Source organism: Bradyrhizobium sp. MI1.10 (assembly GCF_055811035.1).
Genome location: NZ_JBVVPN010000003.1, coordinates 323,496 through 342,213 on the forward strand (window position 1 = coordinate 323,496; position 18,718 = coordinate 342,213).

Here is an 18,718-nt window from a genome sequence, read left to right on the forward strand (position 1 = left end):
ATGGACTCTTTTCTCGACTTCAACTGCTCGTTTGACCGGGGTTGGTCAACACCGCCACGCTGCAGCACTCACAGACCGTCGACAGCGCGCAGCGTCCCTCTGGGAGGACAAGCAAGGTTGAGCGCCTACTTATAGGCGACAAATGTGTACAGTCGCCCTGGCCGATTGTCGAAACGGGTAGCAACCGACAAAGCTAGTTCAATTAGCATAGGTGGAGTCAGAGCCCGCAATATTGAAGCAATAGGAAGCCTGCGCGAGCATCTTGTGATGACCTCTTCGCGAATGCGATCGATCGTGTAAGGGTAGAGATTGATGGGGTTCTTGAGCGGCAAAAGCACCTCAGTAGAGCGGAATTTCGCGTGCCTGAGCGCGGCCAGATATCGATCCAACCGAAACGCATGTTCTCCCCCATATAGATGGTGCAGTGGATGCAGCGCAAGAAACCGAGGCAGGTCCGCATCCTTGGTGATCACGTGTTCTCTTGCAGCTATAAGCAAGCCATCTGGCTTGAGCACTCGATACATCTCGCTGCATGCGTTCTCAAGGTCACGAGTGTGGTGAAGCACAGCGCGCGCGAAAACCACATCAAAAGTTGCTTCGGCGAAGGGTAGCTGCTCCGAGAATTGTTCCACGACGTCAATGCCGAGCCGGCTTTCCGCCACGAGATGGCGGATCGCGCCAGCCCCAACAATTGCGCTCGGGTCAGGCTCGAGCGCAGTAACTTCGAATCCACCGCGAGCCAAGGCATAGCTCGCTATTCCTCGGCCCGCGCCAACATCTAGCGCCCTGCCCGACCTGTTGGACAAGAGGCGTGATATCTCTTCCCATTCGGAGGAATGGAAGTACCTCTCGGCTGCTGCGATGAGCGGATCGTCATAGAAGGCGTCCAAGACGAGCTGCCGTTGCTCCGGTTGTTTGCGGAGCCAGCACACGGCGTCTTCCCAGGTGCCTTTTAATGCAGCATTCATGAGTGCGAGACCATAGCCAATTTCACTCCACTAGCTCCTGGAAGCGATCCCATTGTCTCGTCTTGCTGTACAGACTCTTCACCATGTGGTGCCCAGCCTGCGCGATCGACGATGCCCAAGATGGATCGGCCAGCAGCCGATTAACCAGCGTTGAGATCTCACCGGGGGCGGAATAGGTCACCATCGTTTCTCCATCAACGAACCCTTCCGGGTAGTTGCCGGCGTCCGTCAGCAGGACCGAACCGCAACCAGTTGCTTCAAAGCAACGCATATTTCCCCGGTCGGCTCCAGCCATATCGACCGCCCCGTTCAGGACTATTTTCGCGCTCGCGAATGCCGAGTACATTTCTCGCCCGTAGAGCGGTTTCATAGCCCGCTCTGCGACTTGACGCGGGTACGCGAACTTGCTCAGCAAAGGAACAAACGGCAACGCATTCGCAACACGCGTCAGTCGCCCCTGCTCGAGATGGAAGCGCGACTTTACGCCCTGAAGGCCAGCCGCCATACTCAATATCGCCGATCTCGCGATGTGATGGCGCGAAAAACCTCCAGCGAATATCAAATCCAGTGGTTTGGTCGTCTCACCCGCATATTCGCTCATTGAAGGATCATATGCAGGCGCGAAATACGCTACTCGACATCCCTTTCTCTCCCAATCCTGCAGTATCGAGGGAAAATTGCAGACGACAAGGTCGTATTCGCTCAAATCTACGTTGCCCGAAGGTGCTGCACGCCAGCATATCGTGTGCCTGACACAGCCCGGCAGCCTTTTTACGAAATCGGACCCATATAGCATTGGATCGAGATTGTAGAAGACTTCGGCATTGTGGTGCTCGATCTGGGCAAGGAGTATTTTCGTCAAATCGCTCGTTTGGAGACCCTGCTCTAGCGCCCAGGCTGTCTGCAATCGCTCATCATCGCCGTTTGTATAGAACGCACGTGCGTCGTCCTCCAGTACGGGAGACAGAATATGCAAGGCGGCGAATCGAGTGCCCAGGAAGTCCAGAATCTGCTGGCGGAACGTGTTGCGACGCAGCCTGGTGCGGTAGCTTCGAAATCCGCGCGAGAGCCCGTTGTTCTGGAAAATCCTCATTGCGATAGTTCGGCCCTGGCACCGTTGCTCAGGATCCGAATCACCCGAGCCGGATTTCCCGCAACGAGAGCATTAGGCGGAACATCTCGCGTCACAACGGAACACGCAGCAACAACAGCACCTTCCCCGATAGTCACCCCCTTCAATATCGTGACATTGAATCCTACCCACGCCCTATCGGCGATTACTACTGGCGCGCTAGGGACGTGAGACCAGTCCTTTCGATTGCGCGACCATTCGCGCACGTCGTTCCGACGCAGATTCCACTCAAGGCTGTGCGAATCGTGGTCAACGATCGTTGCGCCCCAAGATACGAGGACGTCATTTCCAATGGAAATTTGCTGAAAGCAAATGACGGTGGATAGGCCAACATATGTCCGATCACCGATTAGAACGTCGCCCCCCCGGCTTTCAAAAATGATATTCGCGTGGACAATAGAGCTTTCGCCAATTCTCAGTCGATTGCCCTGAACACGACGAAGCCGGCGCCAAACCAACGAGGTTCCGCTTCCGACGGAAACCGCCCCTGACCTCCATGCCTTCCACCCCATTAAGACATCAAGAATGCGTATGGGCAATGTGGTCAGCATTAGCTCCCCGTCCCAGTTTCCAAGACGATAGGCACAGCATCGGCTGCCTCGCCACGTTCCTCGCGCCTCAAGCGCTTGCCGATTCCAAGCAGGAGCGCGACAATCAACGGCAGTCCCAATCCGCCGGACAGCATCGAAGTTGGAAGCGCGGAGATCATCAAGTTGTAGACCCCAATGAACGCAGCGGCCAGAGCCGCCACCGCGACCGTCGTCTTTCCCTCCTTGAGAAACACCGCATCTATAGCCCGGCAGACCGCGCCCGCGACTATGCTGTATATGACTACTCCCGCATAGGAAAAGTCGACCCATGCATCTGCAATAAACATAGCGGTCGTATGCGTCCCTTCGGCCGACCGCCACAGCCTCGCCACCACGTCGTAAGATGGGGTCCAGTCCCAATTCAACAGCGTGGCTACCCATCGGATGTTGGCTCCCCACATGTGATGAAGCCTCCAAGGGAACGCTCCAAAATACTCCAGCAGTGCCGCGTTCGAGTAATCGAACGCCCGATAATAGAAGAATCCAAGCGCTTCCGTCGCGTTCATACCAGGAATTGCCAGCTGAAATATCGGAACGAAAATCAATATCGTGACCGCGAGACCCCCGACTGCTATGCGCCAGTTCAGATTATTTCGAAACAATAAATACCCCACGAAGCCGAGCTGAAGGAGAAATAAGGCGCTAGGCGCCTTATTGAGCGTCTCGAGCTTTGCTAACAAAGTCGTCATAACGAGCAAAGCGGCCGCCGCTAGCAGCGCCCACCATCGCTGCGCCCATCCTGCGAGAGCTGCCCAGACTATCATCATCGGTGCGACGGAAGCTGCGACACAATTGTAAAGATAACTTTGGCTTCCGCCGTGCTGCTGGCGGTAAGCGATCTTAGCAAATTCATCCCCTGGTACGGAGAGATATCCCGACAGCGTCTGAAAGTGACCCTCCCGGTACGATGTCCATCCCATGAAAATCGCGAGCCCGAGGACTACGCTGAATAGCGCCAACGACCTCTTTGACGATGACGTCAGTGGTTGCTTGTTCCACGCCCTAAGATTTTCTTGCATCTTCAGGATCGAGCTAGCCATCAACACATTTAAAAGCTCTATGCCTGCAATTACAGAGACGAACATCAGCGCAATCGAAAGATTTTGACCAATGACCACCTGGTCGAAATCAACCGAACTGGAAATTAAGTAATCGGCTGCCGAGATGGGCCTGCGGAACAGCATGTAGGCGATATAAGGCGGACCGTATATCAAAAATAGGAAGCAGATTAAAATCGAAGACGCAGTTATGCGAGGCTCCAATCGGTACACTAGATAGATCGCGGCAACATAGATTGCTAAAGCGGCCACGACGTAGGTTAAAGAGATGATCATGAGAACCTCGGGACCAGTCGTCGCAAAGCGTGGTTCAACCTGTAGAGGGCTGCGTTGTTTGCATAGTGCTCGTGCGGAACCGCTGGCAAAGCGATCAGGCGTTCCAGCTCCAAGAATTCAATTCCAAGCTTCTTTGCCACGAAGCGCTTATCTCTCATCGCCTGCCCTTCGGAGATCAAAGGAACACTTAGCTCTTGCATCGCACCATCGCGGGTGATTTGCCCCGCAACTATTAGGGCTGAATAATGCAGCCTGCGCTTATCAAAGGAGTAGCGAGCGGGCAGGTAGATCTCTTGGTAGAATTTCGTAAATCGACTTTCTTGATGCTTGCTGCCGTAATCCACGAAGCCGTAAGTCTGCACCAACAAGCGCTTCGCAGCCTCTTTGTCGTAGGGCAGATAATTGAGTGGCTTCACTATTTGCACCTGCCTTCGGAGTTTCACTAGCCAAAGATACTGAAGCGAACTCATGACGGGAAAAGTTCGCAGCGAAGTTGCGCCATGTGCACGATGGATCGCCTTCAGGTTGCGCGCATCCATCGCTGGATAACCACCTGCAGGGATGTGAATGCTCTCACTGCTGAAGTTAACTCCGCTAAAGAAATACTTTTGATTGTACTTTTTGGCCAACTTGTAGAGGGTTGAGAAAAATGCATGATCTTGGGGCGCATCTTGATTGAGTACCGAGGCACTGAGATATGCCAGCTGGAGGTCACGCATTTCCTCCCACTCGATCACCTCGGTATGCAAATCAATGTCTAAGCTCCTCACCAACAATTCGATATTTCGAACAGCGGCTTGTGTATTCCAGCCACCATCTACATGCACCGCTAAAAGGCGAAGACCATATTCCCTTGCCAGCAGATGGGCCACATAAGCACTGTCTATCCCACCGCTCAGCCCTATAATGGCATCATACGGTCTGTTGCTCATTTCGTTTCGAACGTTGTCGACGATCGCGTTTAAGCTTGCTCGCCCCTCGTCGCTGGGCCACCATTCGTGAGGCTTGCGTGCAATGGCGTCGCGACAGCAGTTGCACTGTCCGTTGCTGTCGAAGGCGATTCCCGGATTAGTGTTATCCATCACGCAGTATGAACAGACTTGATAACTTCGGTTGTTCTGCAGCATCAAACGACCCTCTGCAGAGTTGCGTGCAGACGCCGTATCTCACTGCCCGAAGGATAGGTGATAAGGACGGCTCGAAGGCGACCAACAAAAACGAAGGCGCTTCCAGAAGCGACAGCGCTGGCGCCTGCCGCGAGACCTTCCGTCAGATGCTGCAGCTCACCAGCGCCTCCCAGCGCAACACACGGGACCTCGAGGCCGCGGGAGACTTGGGAGATTAGGGCAAGGTCGTACCCGCCGCGCTCTCCGTCTCGATCGACATTCTGCAGCAAGATTTCACCAGCACCGGAATCTTCGGCGGCCTTTGCAAAGGTGACAGGATCGAGATCGGTAACGACACGACAACGGTCCTGTGCGACTCGCCACGTGCCATTCACGCGCGTGCAGTCGATACAGACGGTGACGGCTTGGGATCCAAAATCGTTGGCAAGCGCCCGGACCGCGCGCATGTCCGCTCCAGCACGACCAAGGACCACCTTTTCAACGCCCGCCGCGAATATAGGCGTCGCGTCCGCGACAGATGTCACACCGCCACCGTAACTCAACGGCATGAAGCACTCACTCGCGAGCTCGCGAATGAAACCGACGTCCGGCCGCCTTTTTTCAACCGTTGCGTTGATATCGAGCAAGCAGATCTCATCCACTTCCTTTTCATTGAAGATGCGAATGACGTTGAAGGGATCACCGACATAGACGGGTTCACCAAAACGTCGCGTCTTCACGAGTCGACGGCGGCTATCAAGCAGGAGAACCGGAATGACGCGGGGTCTCATACTGCGGATCTCTCGACGAAATTGCTTAGCAGCTTCATGCCAAACCGGTGGCTCTTCTCTGGATGGAACTGCACTCCATAAATATTATCGCGCTGCACAGAGCAAACAACCGGGCGGTCAAACTGATAGGTCGCAGCGACATCGCTGGCATAGTCGCATTCCATGCGGTAGCTGTGGGTAAAGTAGAAGCAAAGCTCGCTGCCACCATCGAGTAGCCTCGCGCTCGGCGCAGCTTCGATGTCCGCCCATCCCATGAACGGCACCTTCAGCTTCAGTGCAGGGTCGGGGCGCATTCGGACCGTATCGGCAGGGATCCAGCCGAGTCCCTTTGTAGCTCCCTCTTCGCTGCCGCGGCCGAGCAGCTGCATGCCGAGACAAACTCCCAGCAAAGGGGTTCTTTGGCCAAAAGCAGCTTTCTCGAGTGCCGGAATGAGATTTGAATTGCGCAACCTCTGCATGGCCGCATCAAACGCACCGACTCCGGGCAACAGCAGGTGACTAGCTTCGAGGATGGCCGAGGCCTGACTAGCAATTCGTGCCTCGTAGCCAATAAACTCGAACATATTGACGAGAGCACCGGGATTGCCGACGCCGTAGTCGATAATGGTGATCATAGCAAATCCCTCCTAGCTCTCAACAAGGCGATGGCTGTGATGGCGCCCCCCAACATGGCGCCCAACGCAATCACGGCCACTGGCGCAAGCAGCTGCCGGAGTATGGAAAGCATGACATAGACCACCGCTCCGAGAACCCCGGAAATAGCAATCGATCTCAGCAATACAGAGCGGGACCAACCCGCGGCACCATAGCAGATCCAGAGAAACGCAAGGTAGCTCAAAGTCAGCATTACGCTTTGCAGGGCAACGGCTTCGGTCAACGATCGTCCCGAAGCGAGCATCGCCAAAAGAGAACCGACAGAGCTGATTGCTGCAACGGCCTCGAGCCTCAGATTGAGATCCTGACGGCCAATGGAATCGAGCAGTCGATCCATCCAATTTGTCATCATGAAGAGAGACGCAGGCACCACGAGCATTGCGGAGAACCACCCCGCCCCCTGCCATCGAGATCCGAGCACGAACATGAAGAGCTCGTCTCCTCCAAACACGAGCAGGGCAATCCATGGGCTACTCACGATGAGCAGCCATCGCATGATCCGGTCGACCGCGTCACCTTGAGGGGCAAGTCCTTCCGTCGCTGCGCGGTGAAAGAACACGGGTCTAAGAGAAGCACTGGTGAATGCGGACGGAAGATGCGTCAATCTCCAAGCTTGGCTGTAGACTCCGACCAGCGAAGCCGTGCTGAATGCTCCGATTATGAAGATAGGCGCTCGCTCGCGTAGCAAGGAAAGGACCGTGAAGGGCAGCGAGAACTGCGGGAAGCGCCTGTTGCGCATCAAGGCAGTCATCATCCCACTGACATCCATCGAATAGGCCGGCCGCTTAGTGGACCGCTGAATGCTACAAACATAGAAAAGCGTAGCGGCTCCCTGCCCAACAACACTGCCAACGACCAGCCACACGCCGTCGCCGCTAAAGCCTCCTCCGAGCTGGACGAGATTAGCTGTGATCGCATTCAGCACAACGCCCGTCGAGATTCGAGCAAACGCCCCCTCCCGCATCAACCAGGCCTGGAGTACGACTGCAAGACCCACGAGCGACAACCAGCCCCAACCCAACGCTACAGGCATCGGCCCGATTCCGAGCTGTTCAATGGACCTCATGAATATGGCGGTCACAGCGCCCAGCACGAGCGACATGACACAAACGAGACCTATCGTGGCCAGGAAGAGACGACTCGCGGCCAGGGAGTCGCGCTCGATTACCAGGGCCAGGTCAAAGCGAAACGAGAGCAGCGAGCCGACCATTATCGCCACGGCCTGGATAGCCGCCCAGACACCGAAATCAGATGGCTCATATAACCGAAACAAAACAGGAACAAGCGCGATTGAGAAAGCCTGCGACGTGAGTGGACCAAATCCCGACGCGATGAGGGACTGCGCCAGTCGAGCCGTCGGCCGAGGACTAGTCAAGCGTGCGAACCAGATCAATGACAGCAGTTTGCTGAGCAATTGCGATCTCGGCGAACGTTGGCAGCGAGAGAATGCAACTTGATACCGATGCGCGTTCGGAAACAGCAGCGGCCGCAGGCCCGAGCGCACATTGTAAACGCGCTTTTCCTCGGCCGCGATAGAAGACAGCATGAGATCTTTTTCTTGAGGAAGCCCCGGTATCCGCGCGATCAGGTAAGTTGCCGCGAATGTGGGCGCGGGCAGCTCCCATGAGGCTACCGTAGCCCAGCAAATCCGCGCCATGGTTCGCTATGCGTCCGCGGCCAAGTAGGCCAAACCTGATCGTGCCCACGCTTACCTCGGCCTCGTAGAAGACATGGTTCCGCCACACGAAAAAGGCGACATGAAAGATAGCTTTCCTCTAACAGCATCCAATTGTGCAAGGCAAGTGAAGTGTCGGTTTGTTCATCCAGCGAACAAATCCATTCGCTTGAAGTGCTACGATTTTCTTGATCTAGACAGTGGAAAGGACAACGGAGCAGCGCGATGAATCCTCGACCACCTACCCGGCGCCTCATACTCGTCGGAGGGCTCATAAGCGGGGCCGTTGGGATAGCCTCCTATCGCCCCGCGCCGGACCCGTCTTGGAGAGCAGTAACCTCGGCTGCTCCGTGGGCCCCCAGGGACAACGCAGGTTTGGTCGTTCATGAAAACCGAATTTGGCTGATTGGAGGCACTCCAGCGAAAACACCACAAGGGCTCAGTGATTGCTGGAGTTCAGCGGAAGGTCTGACCTGGATTAAAGAGCTAAATCAAGCTCCATGGAGCCCTACCGTTCAATCGATGGTCATTGCATTCGCAGGACGGCTTTGGCGAATGGGCGGCTTCTATCAAGACGGCGACACCTTTACGCCAGTCGCTGAAATTTGGTCGTCTCAAGATGGGCGAAGCTGGACCCGAGCTGGAGAGGCAGATTGGTCACCACGCGGTGGCGGCGCACTCGTATCTTTTTCCGGAAGGCTTTGGCTGCTCGGCGGCACTCGGCATCCGAGAAACGAAGGCACGGAGCCAAACTTCAACGACGTCTGGGTCACTGACAATGGGACGACCTGGACGCAGGTCCTTCAAAACGCACCTTGGCCAGCTCGTGCGTTCCACAACGCGGTTGTTCACGAAGGACAGATTTGGATTTTGGGCGGCGGATATTGGGGCAAGAAAGCCGTCGCTTACCAAGACGTGTGGTGCAGCCCCGATGGTCATTCCTGGACCAGGAAAACAGCGATGGCAGAATGGCCTGGCCGGATCTGGTCCGCCAGCGCGTCGTTTCGCGGCGCTTTATGGACTATGGGAGGACTGGTTCCATCGACTCGGGCGGGATCAAACGAAATCTGGTACTCCAAGGACGGAACAACCTGGTACCCCTACCTCGCGAAAGTGTGGGCACCGCGGATGGCGCATTCAGCCCTTGTATTCTCAGACCAACTCTGGGTTGTGGCGGGTTCTAACTTTGACTTCCTCAATGATGTGTGGGCGCTAGACCTACCAACCGATTGGACGGGTGAAAGCGCCTTTAGTCGAACGTTGCGCTTCCTCCTGGCGGAGCGGAACCGCTGGTAGGCGGTCCTGATAGTACCGGCAACCTATCCGGAGCATAAACGAGCAGCGCGCCATCCCGAGCGACATCGAATCGCATAAAGCGAAACACCGATCTTTCCAAGACACAGATATCCCTTCCAAGATTTCAGAACTGGAGCGCCCAGGGTGAACCTCCCCCGAATGAGAGAGAGCTGCATTAGGCTCAAAGAGCCGGGAGGTGTCGAATGGAAAGAACCTCATCGTCGGTCGTTCACCGAAGAGTACAAGCGCCAGGCCATTGAGCTGGCGGTATGGAGGCGCCGATCACATCGGCGGCCAAAGAGAGCTCGAATCTGCACGGCCCAGTGCTGCGGCGCTGAGTGCCGGACGCCCGACATGAGCTCCCGCTCCATCAAGGACCGCAACGCGCAATCCGGTGCGACGATCTGTGTGCTAGGATCGATCCATTCGACAAGCTTCCATCAGCGGCTTCTTCATATCCTCAAAAGCGAGCTCGTTCATCTTCGAAACTACAAGACTCGCACCGATGCCCGACGCGATATTCACCTCGCTCGACGGCATTCTACAACTTGAACCCGGCTGGGCTGCATTCCGCGATTAGATATATCATCCGATCGGAATGGAGCTAAAAGCCGCGTCTAAACTGTTTTTCGGGAGAAATCATGAGGAACGCAATTCTTTCCTCTGAACAGCACATCGTCGAGCTGACCGGCATCAGAGGCGTCGCAGTGCTGATGGTCCTTCTCTGGCATTTCATTGGAGCTGTCATCTCACCGAGCCTAGGCAGCGCATCCACATGGCTCTCTAGCATACTGGTCTTTGGTCGCACGGGCGTTGACTTGTTCTTTGTGCTCTCCGGCTTTTTGATCATTGGAATTCTTGTCGATAAACGGGAGAAAGGGAGGTACTTTGCGACGTTTTACCTACGTCGTGCAGCGAGGATTTTGCCCCCCTATTTCTTACTGCTCGTATTCTTTTGGGGGTTCACATTGTGCCTTCCCCCAAACACTTATTTCAATGCAGATATAGGTCCCGTCACCTACCTACTCTTCTTACAAAATTGGTATATGTCCTTCCACAATGAATGGGGACCGAGCGCCTCCAGCGTTACTTGGTCAGTTGCCATCGAAGAGCAATTTTACCTGGTTTTCCCTGCTGTCGTCTATCTGACGCCAGTGTCCCGCTTAAGGATCATTCTTTGGGCGACCGGCGCGATCTCGGCTGCGGCGCGTGCGTATTTTCATCTGAAGTATCCCGAGAATCATTTTGCTCCTTATGTGAACACATTGCTACGACTTGATGAGCTTTGTCTGGGAGGACTGATCGCCTTGGCATTTAGGCGAGAACAAAGTCTCGCGTGGTTGAACAGGCGCCGCCCCCTGGTCACATTAGTTCTGGCTCTCTGTGTGGGGGCTATTCCGTTCTTCCTCGTCCTGTATTCTAAGCAACCCGCAGATACGATGTATTATTGGGGTCACTTGTATCTTGGCCTGTTGTATGGGTCTGCAATTCTAGTCATCGTCTTGAACAGAGATCACGACACGCTTCGAGTACTTCACTGCGCGCCGCTCCAGTTTTTCGGGACGATCTCTTATTCTGTATATCTATTCCACCCGATGGTGATTGGGCTGTTCTTCGTCGCAATGCGGCGAGGAGAACGCTTGCAAACTCTAGAGGACCTAGGTTTGCTCATTGCCGCATTCGTATGCACGATCGTGCTCTGCTGGATATCCTACAATTTCTTGGAAAAGCCCATTTTGAATTGGGCTCGTCAATTTAGCTATGGGTCGTATAAAAAAAGGGCAGTCGCTTAGGTTACGTGAACAGCAGGTGCCCGTGGTCACCAGTAATGCTACGGGCGAGTTCATGCCACGCGCTCATGGCATCGTGGTTTGGCATTATTTCAACTGAAAGAAAGCTATTGGAGGGTGGATTGACGTGCACTGAATGCGAATAGCTACCATCAGTCCAATCGAACTGAGCCAGATCGAGCGCGCTAGACCGAGCCAGCAAAATCTCTTGGCCCTGTCCAAAATGGAATTGCTCGCCCGCAGGAAGAGGAGAGACAACTTGCCGTTCAACATTGAGATTTGACTGTGCGGAGACCTGTGCTGTGACTCCTAAAATGCCGTCTCCATTCAAATCCTGATGAAAGCCCGTCTCAAAGGTCTCCAAACTGGTGCTGTTGCCCGCGAGCGATCCAGCGTTCGACGTATAATTTCCGCTGATATCCATATACCAAATCGTGAACTGGGATCCGCTCTTCCAGGCCACTTCGTAGCCACCCGAAATCGCTTCCGCTCCGACCGGCGACCAAGCGCCAAACTGACCTTGTGCGACGGGAGAGCCTCCGTAGCCCAATTCTGGTCCGGTTCCTCCCGCTACGGGGTTGAAGAAGTAATTGTTGCCAACCTGAACCAGGCTCGTCGCGCCGTATGATTCAATCGTCGTCCTCCCCGCCGTTCCTGCGGGAGTTCCGATCGTGCCATCGCCATTCAGATCCTGATGAAAGCTCGTCTCAAACGTTTCCAAACTGGTACTGTTCGCCGCGAGCGAACCAGCGTTTGACGTGTACTTGCCGCCGCTGTCCGTATACCAAATCGTGAACTGAGATCCGCTCTTCCAGGCCACTTCGTAGCCACCCGAAATCGCTTCCGCTCCGACCGGTGACCAAGCGCCAAACTGACCTTGCGCGACGGGAGATCCTCCGTAGCTGACTTCTGGTCCCGTTCCTCCCTCTGCGGGGTTGAAGAAATAATTGTTGCTAACCTGAACCAGGCTCGTCGAGCCATATGACTCGATCGTCGCTGCTGGAATTCCGATCGTGCCATCGCCATTCAGATCCTGATGAAAGCTCGTCTCAAACGTTTCCAAACTGGTGCTGTTGGCCGCGAGCGATCCAGCGTTTGACGTGTAGTTGCCGCTGCCATCCGTATACCAGATCGTGAACTGAGATCCGCTCTTCCAGGCCGCTTCGTAGCCGCCCGAAATCGCTTCCGCTCCGACCGGTGACCAAGCGCCAAATTGACCTTGCTCAACGGGAGATCCTCCATAGCTGAATTCTGGTCCCGTTCCTCCCGCTACGGGGTTGAAGAAATAATTGTTGCTAACCTGAACCAGTTTCGTCGAGCCATATGACTCGATCGTCGCTGCTGGAATTCCGATCGCGCCATCTCCATTCAGATCCTGATGAAAGCTCGTCTCGAACATTTCCAAACTGGTGCTGTTGGCCGCGAGCGATCCAGCGTTTGACATGTAGTTGCCGCTGCCATCCGTATACCAGATCGTGAACTGAGATCCGCTCTTCCAGGCCACTTCGTAGCCGCCCGAAATCGCTTCCGCTCCGATCGGTGACCAACCGCCGAACTGCCCGGCAACGTATGCCGAACCGCCGTATTTCACCGACGGCCCCGCGCCGCCGGCCATCGCGTTCATGAAGTAGTTGCTGCCGGCCTCAACAAGGGTCGTGAAACCATAGGACTCGATTGTCGTGGGCGAGTTGACCGCGAGATGAAATCCGAGCGCATCCAGCTGCTTTAGATCGACTGTCGTCAATCCCTGAATGGTGGAGCTGGTATAGTATTCGTTGAAAGGATCATTGGACCCTTGCACGCCGCCATTGAGGAAGTCGCTAGGGTCGGAGCTCCGGCCGTAATCAGCGATCTTGGTAGCGCCGCCGTCCAGCGAAAAAAATGCGGCTGGCGCTGTTGCGCCGCCCTGAAACAGGCGAACGCCGGGGCTTGTGAACCGGTACAGGTCAAAGACGTCGGGCGCCGAACCGTAGGGCACGCGGCCCATCGCGTGCGTCAGCTCATGCAGGGCGACGCCAACCAGCAGGCTGGGATTGATGTCGGTGGAAAAATTCGCGCTGGCATCGTCGGTGGTGGTGTCGTTGGCGCCAATCACTCCCCAGAGCTTGAGCTGCGCATTCCAGACCGCGACGTTCGATTGTCCCTGGATCGCGGAGCCAGCCGGCAGGCTGTTGAACGTGGCGTCGCCGGCGCTCGCATTGTTTACCAACTGCGAGTGAGTCCAGGCATAGGTTTCATAGTAGCCGCTGTCGGGGCCGGCCGAAGCGCCGCCGCCGCTCCCGCTGTAATCGATGTTGATATTGACGGTGATCTTGTCCGTGATGTTGGCGGCAAGGATCGCGACCGCCTGTTGCAGGCCGTTCTTGAAGCTGTCCGGCGCAGCCTGCGCCGCCGCATCGAGGATCAAGTTGATGGTGACCCCACCCGAGGTGACCGACATGACGGAGCCGGTCGTGGTGGTCGAACTCGGAGTGGCTCCCGAAGTGTCCGGGAAGTAGCTTCCCTGAATACTACCGCCGACAACCGTGTAGAAGGGATCGTCCGAGAGCAGAGGGTCCTGGGTAGATGCCGATCTCATCGCCTCGCCTCAAATTGGGGTTCCGGCTTCGTAACCGGCGTAGATGCGGCACAAACCAACTCCGCACTTTGCCGCCGCAGCGTCATGCTGCCCAAAGAATTGATCCGTCATTCTTAATTTGCAGTTTCCATGGAAGCGGCAAAAGGCGATCGGGGCAGAAACCATTTGTCCACAACTACACTCGTCCACGCAACTCGGTAATTACCATCAATTGCGGGATGTTTGAGGCGGAGGCGCTTATCAGCAAAAGAGCAGGCTTGCCATCTGTTCCCGAGGCAGGCCATTGATTTTATATTTTTGCCATCAGAAGCTTGGCATGTCGCCCTTGCGTCCGGAGTTCCAAAAATGCTCTTTCCACATGCCTCGGAAGCCCTATCGCGCTTCACCGTGCTTGATCTGACGCGCGTCCGGTCCGGGCCCACCTGCGTGCGACAGCTCGCCGACTGGGGCGCCAACGTCATCAAGATCGACGCGCTCACCGAGGATGCCGGCGGCGAGCAGCCGGGCGGGCCGCGGCGGGGCTCCGACTTCCAGAACTTGCATCGCAATAAGCGGGCGATGACGCTGAACCTGAAGGACGAGCGCGGGCTCGCCGCGTTCAAGCGCCTCGCTGCCAAGGCCGACGTTGTGGTGGAGAATTTTCGCCCTGACGTGAAGAAGAAGCTCGGCATCGATTATGAGGGCCTCGCCAGGATCAACCCCAGCCTCGTCTACGGCAGCATCTCGGGCTTCGGCCAGGACGGGCCCTACCACAAGCGGCCGGGCTTTGATCAGATCGCGCAAGGCATGGGCGGGTTGATGTCGATCACCGGTGCGCCGGGCGAAGGGCCGATGCGGGTCGGTATTCCGGTCGCCGACCTCACCGCCGGTCTATTCTGTGCCATGGGCATCCTCACCGCACTGCTGGAGCGCGAGGTCTCGGGCAAGGGCCAGTGGGTGCAGACCTCGCTGCTGCAGGCCCAGATCTTCATGCTCGACTTCCAGGCCGCACGCTGGCTGATGGAGAAGGAAGTGGCAAAGCAGGCCGGCAATAACCACCCGACCAGCATTCCAACCGGCGTGTTCAAGACCTCGGACGGCTACATCAACATCGCCACCACGGGCGGCCGGATCTGGGAGCGCTGCGCGCAGGCGATCGGCGCGCCGGAACTCTACAGCCATCCCGACTATCTGACCGCGCCGGCACGCTCCAAGAACCGCGACGCGCTCAATGCCGAGATCGAGAAGCGTACCTTGAGGAAGTCCACCGAGACCTGGGTCCGTGAACTCAACGCGGCCGGCGTGCCCTGTGGGCCAATCTACGCCATCGACCAGATGTTCGAAGACGAGCAGGTGAAGCATCTCGGCATCGCGCAGGAGGTGCCGAATGACGAGGGTCGCGAGATCCGCCTGATCGGCCAGCCCGTGACGCTGTCGCGCACGCCGAGCAGGATGGTGGCGCGGCCGCCAGAGTTCGGCGAGCAGACCGAGGAAGTGCTGAAGGAGTTCGGCTTCGGCGCGGATGAGATTGCGCGGCTCAAAGAAGCCAAAGTAGTATAGGCCCACTCACAACAGACGGACGCATGTCCTGACATGACAAAGCCCGGCTTGAGGCCGGGCTCTGCCATTGAATGCGCAGGAAAGCCTGGGCCTTGCCTCAGTACTTGGCGACGACCGGTCCGGAAAACCGATAGTTCACGCCCACGCGAACGATATTGTCGGTGAAGCGAGTGCCGAAGTTTGCCGTCGTCGTGGTCGTGGTCACGGTGTTGAAACCGACGCCAGGCGTGTTGAGCGCGTTGGTGACGGTGGTCGCGCTGGCCGAAGCTCCGTTGAACGAGCCGAGATCCATGTAGAGATATTCGACCTTCACCGACCAGCTGCGGTCGATCGCGAACTCGCCGCCAGCACCCACGGTCCAACCGGCGTTGGTGCCGCCCCAGCCAATTCCGACGGCCGGAGCACTCGCGTCCAGATGTCCATATGCTAAGCCTCCGGTCGCATACAGAAGGATGCGCGGAGAGGCGAGCCAGCCGACACGACCCCGCACGGTACCGAACCAATCTAGCTTGTAGTTGGCCGGAAACAGCGCCGAACCTGTCGGACAGCCAACCGCCACGCAGATAGTGCCAGTCGATTTCTCATCGCTGGCCTGAAGGTCGGCCTCGAGGCCCACGAGCCAATTGCTCTGCTGCCAGTTGTAACCGAACTGGCCGCCGCCGATGACGCCATCGACGTTGGAGCGGCCCCAGACCGGAACCGCGCCCAGCGCCGTCACGACCGGAGCGCCCACCGGGGTCGGACCTGCCGTACGGAATACCTGCGCGCTCGAGACGCCGCTTAGCGTGCCGTCGTCGCGTTCGCGACCCCAGCTATAGCCGACGTTGCCACCGACATAAAAACCGCTCCAATTGTAGCCGGGGTCGACCATGACAGGCGCCTTCGCGTAAGGCTTCGCCGCCAAGTCCGCCGCCACGGCGTTGGTTCCAAATAGGGAGATCACGGTCGTAACCGCCAATGCAATTTGCTTCATCAAAAAAACCCTTCCCGCTGAATCTGGCCACAGGATAGGCTTAAGGGCCGCGTCTGGCTGTCACGCAGCGGCAACATTGAGAAACAATCGTGCTCAAAGCAGCTGGGGACGACGAGCACGTTAAGCCTGCGTAGGATCTTGATTTTGCTACTGATTTTAATGAATTAGCGTGGCCGCGAGTTCGCGCGTTGCGTCAATCCGACCCGGGCAAGGAAGCCGTCGATCACAGGCCAGAACAGCAGCACGATCGCCAAGGTCGTGATCGAGCCGACCAGGCCGTTCGACCAGAACACCTTGAGGTCGCCGCCGGCACCGATCATCGACAGTCGGAAGGCATCCTCCGCCCGGTTGCCGAGCACGAGCGCCAGCGTGAACGGAGCCAGCGGAATGCCGATCTTCTTGAAGACGTAGCCGACGACGCCGAAGCCGAGCATCAGCCAGATGTCGAACATCGCGTTCTGGATCGCATAGGCGCCGATCGCGCACGACACCACGATCATCGGCGCCACGGCGGCGAACGGCACGCGCAGGATCGAGGCGAAGATCGGAACCGTCGTCAGCACCAGCACAAGGCCGACGACATTGCCGAGATACATCGAGGCGATCAGGCCCCAGACGAAATCCTTGTGCTCGACGAACAGCAGCGGTCCCGGATTGAGCCCCCACACCATCAACCCGCCGAGCAGGATCGCGGCGGTGCCGGAGCCGGGAATGCCGAGCGCCAGCATCGGCAGCAACGCCGCGGTGCCGGAGGCATGCGCCGCCGTCTCAGGCGCGAACACGCCCTCGATGCGGCCCTTGCCGAAGCTCTCGGGGTCCTTGGAGAAACGCTTGGCGAGATTGTAGCCCATGAAAGAGGCCGCGATCGCGCCGCCCGGGGTAATGCCGAGCCAGCAGCCAATGAAGGAAGAGCGCAGCAGCGTGACCCAGTATTTCGGCAGGTCCTTCCAAACGCTCAGCACGACGCGCAACGAAATGCTCGCCGCGTGTCCGCGCAGCGCGAGGCGCTCCTCCATCGTCAGCAGGATCTCGCTGATGCCGAACAGGCCGATGACGGCGACGAGGAAGTTGATGCCGCGGAGCAGCTCGGACGAGCCGAAGGTCATGCGCAGATTGCCTGACACCGTGTCCATGCCGATGCCGGCGAGCAACAGCCCCAGCGACATCGAGATGACGGTCTTGTGCTTGGCCTCGCGCCCCAGCCCGACGAAGGAGCAAAAGGTCAGCAGATACACCGCGAAGAACTCGGGCGGCCCGAACTTCAAGGCAAAGGACGAGATCATCGGCGCAAGGAAGGTGATCAGCAGCACCGCGACCAGCGAGCCGATGAAAGAGGACGTGAACGCCGCCGTCAGCGCCTCCGCCGCCCTGCCCTGCTGCGCCATTGGATAGCCGTCGAAGGTGGTCGCGACCGACCAGGCTTCGCCGGGGATGTTGAACAGGATCGAGGTGATCGCGCCGCCGAACAGCGCGCCCCAATAGATGCAGGACAGCATCACGATCGCCGAGGTCGGATCCATCGTAAAGGTGAGCGGCAACAGGATCGCGACGCCGTTGGGTCCGCCGAGTCCAGGCAAGACGCCGACGAAGATGCCGAGCACCAGCCCGACCATCATCAGCACGAGCGTCTTCCACGTCAGCAAGACCGCAAAACCGTGAAGCAAGAGACCGAAAGCTTCCATCGCGGGCCCGCCTAGTAGCCGAAGGCCGCTTCGAGCGGCCCTTTCGGCATGATGACGTCGAAAGCAATGTCGAAGGTAACGAACATGATCGCCGTGAATACGATAGCGGTGAGCAGCGACTTCCACAGCGCGATCTTGCCGACGAGGCGCATGAAGCTCGCGATCAGCAGGAAGCTCGCGACATAGAGGCCGAGAAACTGCGTCGCCAGGCAGAACAGCAGCGTCGGCACGAACACCGCCATCACGCGGCGGGCCTGCGCGCGCGTGACGAAGGTTTCGGGCGCCGCCCGGTTCGCGACCAGCGCCACGATCAGGCCGTAGAGGCTGGCACCGCCGAGAATGACGGAGAGGTAGAACGGGAAATAGCCGGGCTCCGGCCCGGTCGAATCCCAGGAGGCGCCGGTGCGCCAATTGTCGTAGCCGAGCGTGGCAGCCAGCGCGAGCAACAGGAGACGGACGAATATCTCGATCGTGCCGGAGGAGACGACGGAAGGCGAGTCGTCTTCGGGCGCGGTCGGATCGTCAACGACGATTTCAAGATCGGTTTGGGGCATGAGCCCTTTGGGACGGAGTAAGTTCAATTCTCCCTCTCCCCGTAAGAACGGGGAGA

Annotated in this window: 14 protein-coding genes; 2 read left to right on the plus strand and 12 right to left on the minus strand. The window is 57.4% G+C overall.

The window, feature by feature from the left end:
- Positions 1–125: 125 nt before the first annotated feature.
- Genes AC0L3K_RS05690 through AC0L3K_RS05725 form a run of 8 tightly spaced genes read right to left on the minus strand, consistent with a single transcriptional unit; the run spans position 126 to position 8,121 of the window.
- Positions 126–968, minus strand: coding sequence for a class I SAM-dependent methyltransferase (locus tag AC0L3K_RS05690; RefSeq protein ID WP_247441509.1), 843 nt, complete (start codon positions 966–968; stop codon positions 126–128).
- 22 nt (positions 969–990) lie between these two features.
- Entirely contained in the window at positions 991–2,061 is a 1,071-nt protein-coding gene (locus AC0L3K_RS05695) for a glycosyltransferase family protein (protein ID WP_247441507.1), read from the minus strand.
- On the minus strand, positions 2,058–2,651 hold the full coding sequence (locus AC0L3K_RS05700) for an acyltransferase (RefSeq protein WP_473365568.1): 594 nt from the start codon (positions 2,649–2,651) through the stop codon (positions 2,058–2,060). Before AC0L3K_RS05700 ends, AC0L3K_RS05695 begins: the two co-directional genes overlap by 4 nt.
- Positions 2,651–4,024, minus strand: a complete 1,374-nt coding sequence (locus AC0L3K_RS05705) for a hypothetical protein (RefSeq protein WP_473365569.1) — start codon at positions 4,022–4,024, stop codon at positions 2,651–2,653. Before AC0L3K_RS05705 ends, AC0L3K_RS05700 begins: the two co-directional genes overlap by 1 nt.
- Complete coding sequence (locus AC0L3K_RS05710) at positions 4,021–5,151, minus strand: N-acetyl sugar amidotransferase (RefSeq protein ID WP_247441503.1); 1,131 nt, start codon at positions 5,149–5,151, stop codon at positions 4,021–4,023. Before AC0L3K_RS05710 ends, AC0L3K_RS05705 begins: the two co-directional genes overlap by 4 nt.
- Complete coding sequence (locus AC0L3K_RS05715) at positions 5,151–5,921, minus strand: HisA/HisF-related TIM barrel protein (RefSeq protein ID WP_247441501.1); 771 nt, start codon at positions 5,919–5,921, stop codon at positions 5,151–5,153. The genes AC0L3K_RS05710 and AC0L3K_RS05715 overlap by 1 nt, the downstream gene beginning before the upstream one ends.
- Complete coding sequence (gene hisH / locus AC0L3K_RS05720; protein ID WP_247441498.1) at positions 5,918–6,535, minus strand: imidazole glycerol phosphate synthase subunit HisH; 618 nt, start codon at positions 6,533–6,535, stop codon at positions 5,918–5,920. Before hisH ends, AC0L3K_RS05715 begins: the two co-directional genes overlap by 4 nt.
- Positions 6,532–8,121, minus strand: coding sequence for an oligosaccharide flippase family protein (locus AC0L3K_RS05725; RefSeq protein WP_473365570.1), 1,590 nt, complete (start codon positions 8,119–8,121; stop codon positions 6,532–6,534). Before AC0L3K_RS05725 ends, hisH begins: the two co-directional genes overlap by 4 nt.
- A 2,066-nt stretch (positions 8,122–10,187) precedes the next feature.
- On the opposite strand from AC0L3K_RS05725, the gene AC0L3K_RS05730 reads away from it, so the two are divergent.
- On the plus strand, positions 10,188–11,339 hold the full coding sequence (locus tag AC0L3K_RS05730; RefSeq protein ID WP_473365571.1) for an acyltransferase family protein: 1,152 nt from the start codon (positions 10,188–10,190) through the stop codon (positions 11,337–11,339).
- 1 nt (position 11,340) lies between these two features.
- On the opposite strand, the gene AC0L3K_RS05735 is transcribed toward AC0L3K_RS05730, so the two are convergent.
- Positions 11,341–13,776 (minus strand): NF038122 family metalloprotease, encoded by a 2,436-nt coding sequence (locus AC0L3K_RS05735; RefSeq protein ID WP_473365572.1) that lies wholly within the window; start codon positions 13,774–13,776, stop codon positions 11,341–11,343.
- Positions 13,777–14,259: 483 nt separating this feature from the next.
- On the opposite strand from AC0L3K_RS05735, the gene AC0L3K_RS05740 reads away from it, so the two are divergent.
- The gene (locus AC0L3K_RS05740; RefSeq protein ID WP_317246041.1) at positions 14,260–15,453 is read left to right on the plus strand and encodes a CaiB/BaiF CoA transferase family protein; all 1,194 of its coding nucleotides are present in this window, start codon (positions 14,260–14,262) and stop codon (positions 15,451–15,453) included.
- 97 nt (positions 15,454–15,550) lie between these two features.
- Here the strand turns inward: AC0L3K_RS05740 and AC0L3K_RS05745 are convergent, their stop codons facing one another.
- The 3 genes from AC0L3K_RS05745 to AC0L3K_RS05755 form a co-directional block, all read right to left on the minus strand.
- Positions 15,551–16,426, minus strand: a complete 876-nt coding sequence (locus AC0L3K_RS05745; RefSeq protein WP_317246040.1) for an outer membrane protein — start codon at positions 16,424–16,426, stop codon at positions 15,551–15,553.
- 164 nt (positions 16,427–16,590) lie between these two features.
- A complete protein-coding gene (locus AC0L3K_RS05750; RefSeq protein ID WP_473365573.1) occupies positions 16,591–18,108 on the minus strand; it encodes a tripartite tricarboxylate transporter permease in 1,518 nt (505 codons plus the stop codon).
- Positions 18,109–18,119: 11 nt separating this feature from the next.
- On the minus strand, positions 18,120–18,662 hold the full coding sequence (locus tag AC0L3K_RS05755) for a tripartite tricarboxylate transporter TctB family protein (RefSeq protein ID WP_473365574.1): 543 nt from the start codon (positions 18,660–18,662) through the stop codon (positions 18,120–18,122).
- Positions 18,663–18,718: the final 56 nt, after the last annotated feature.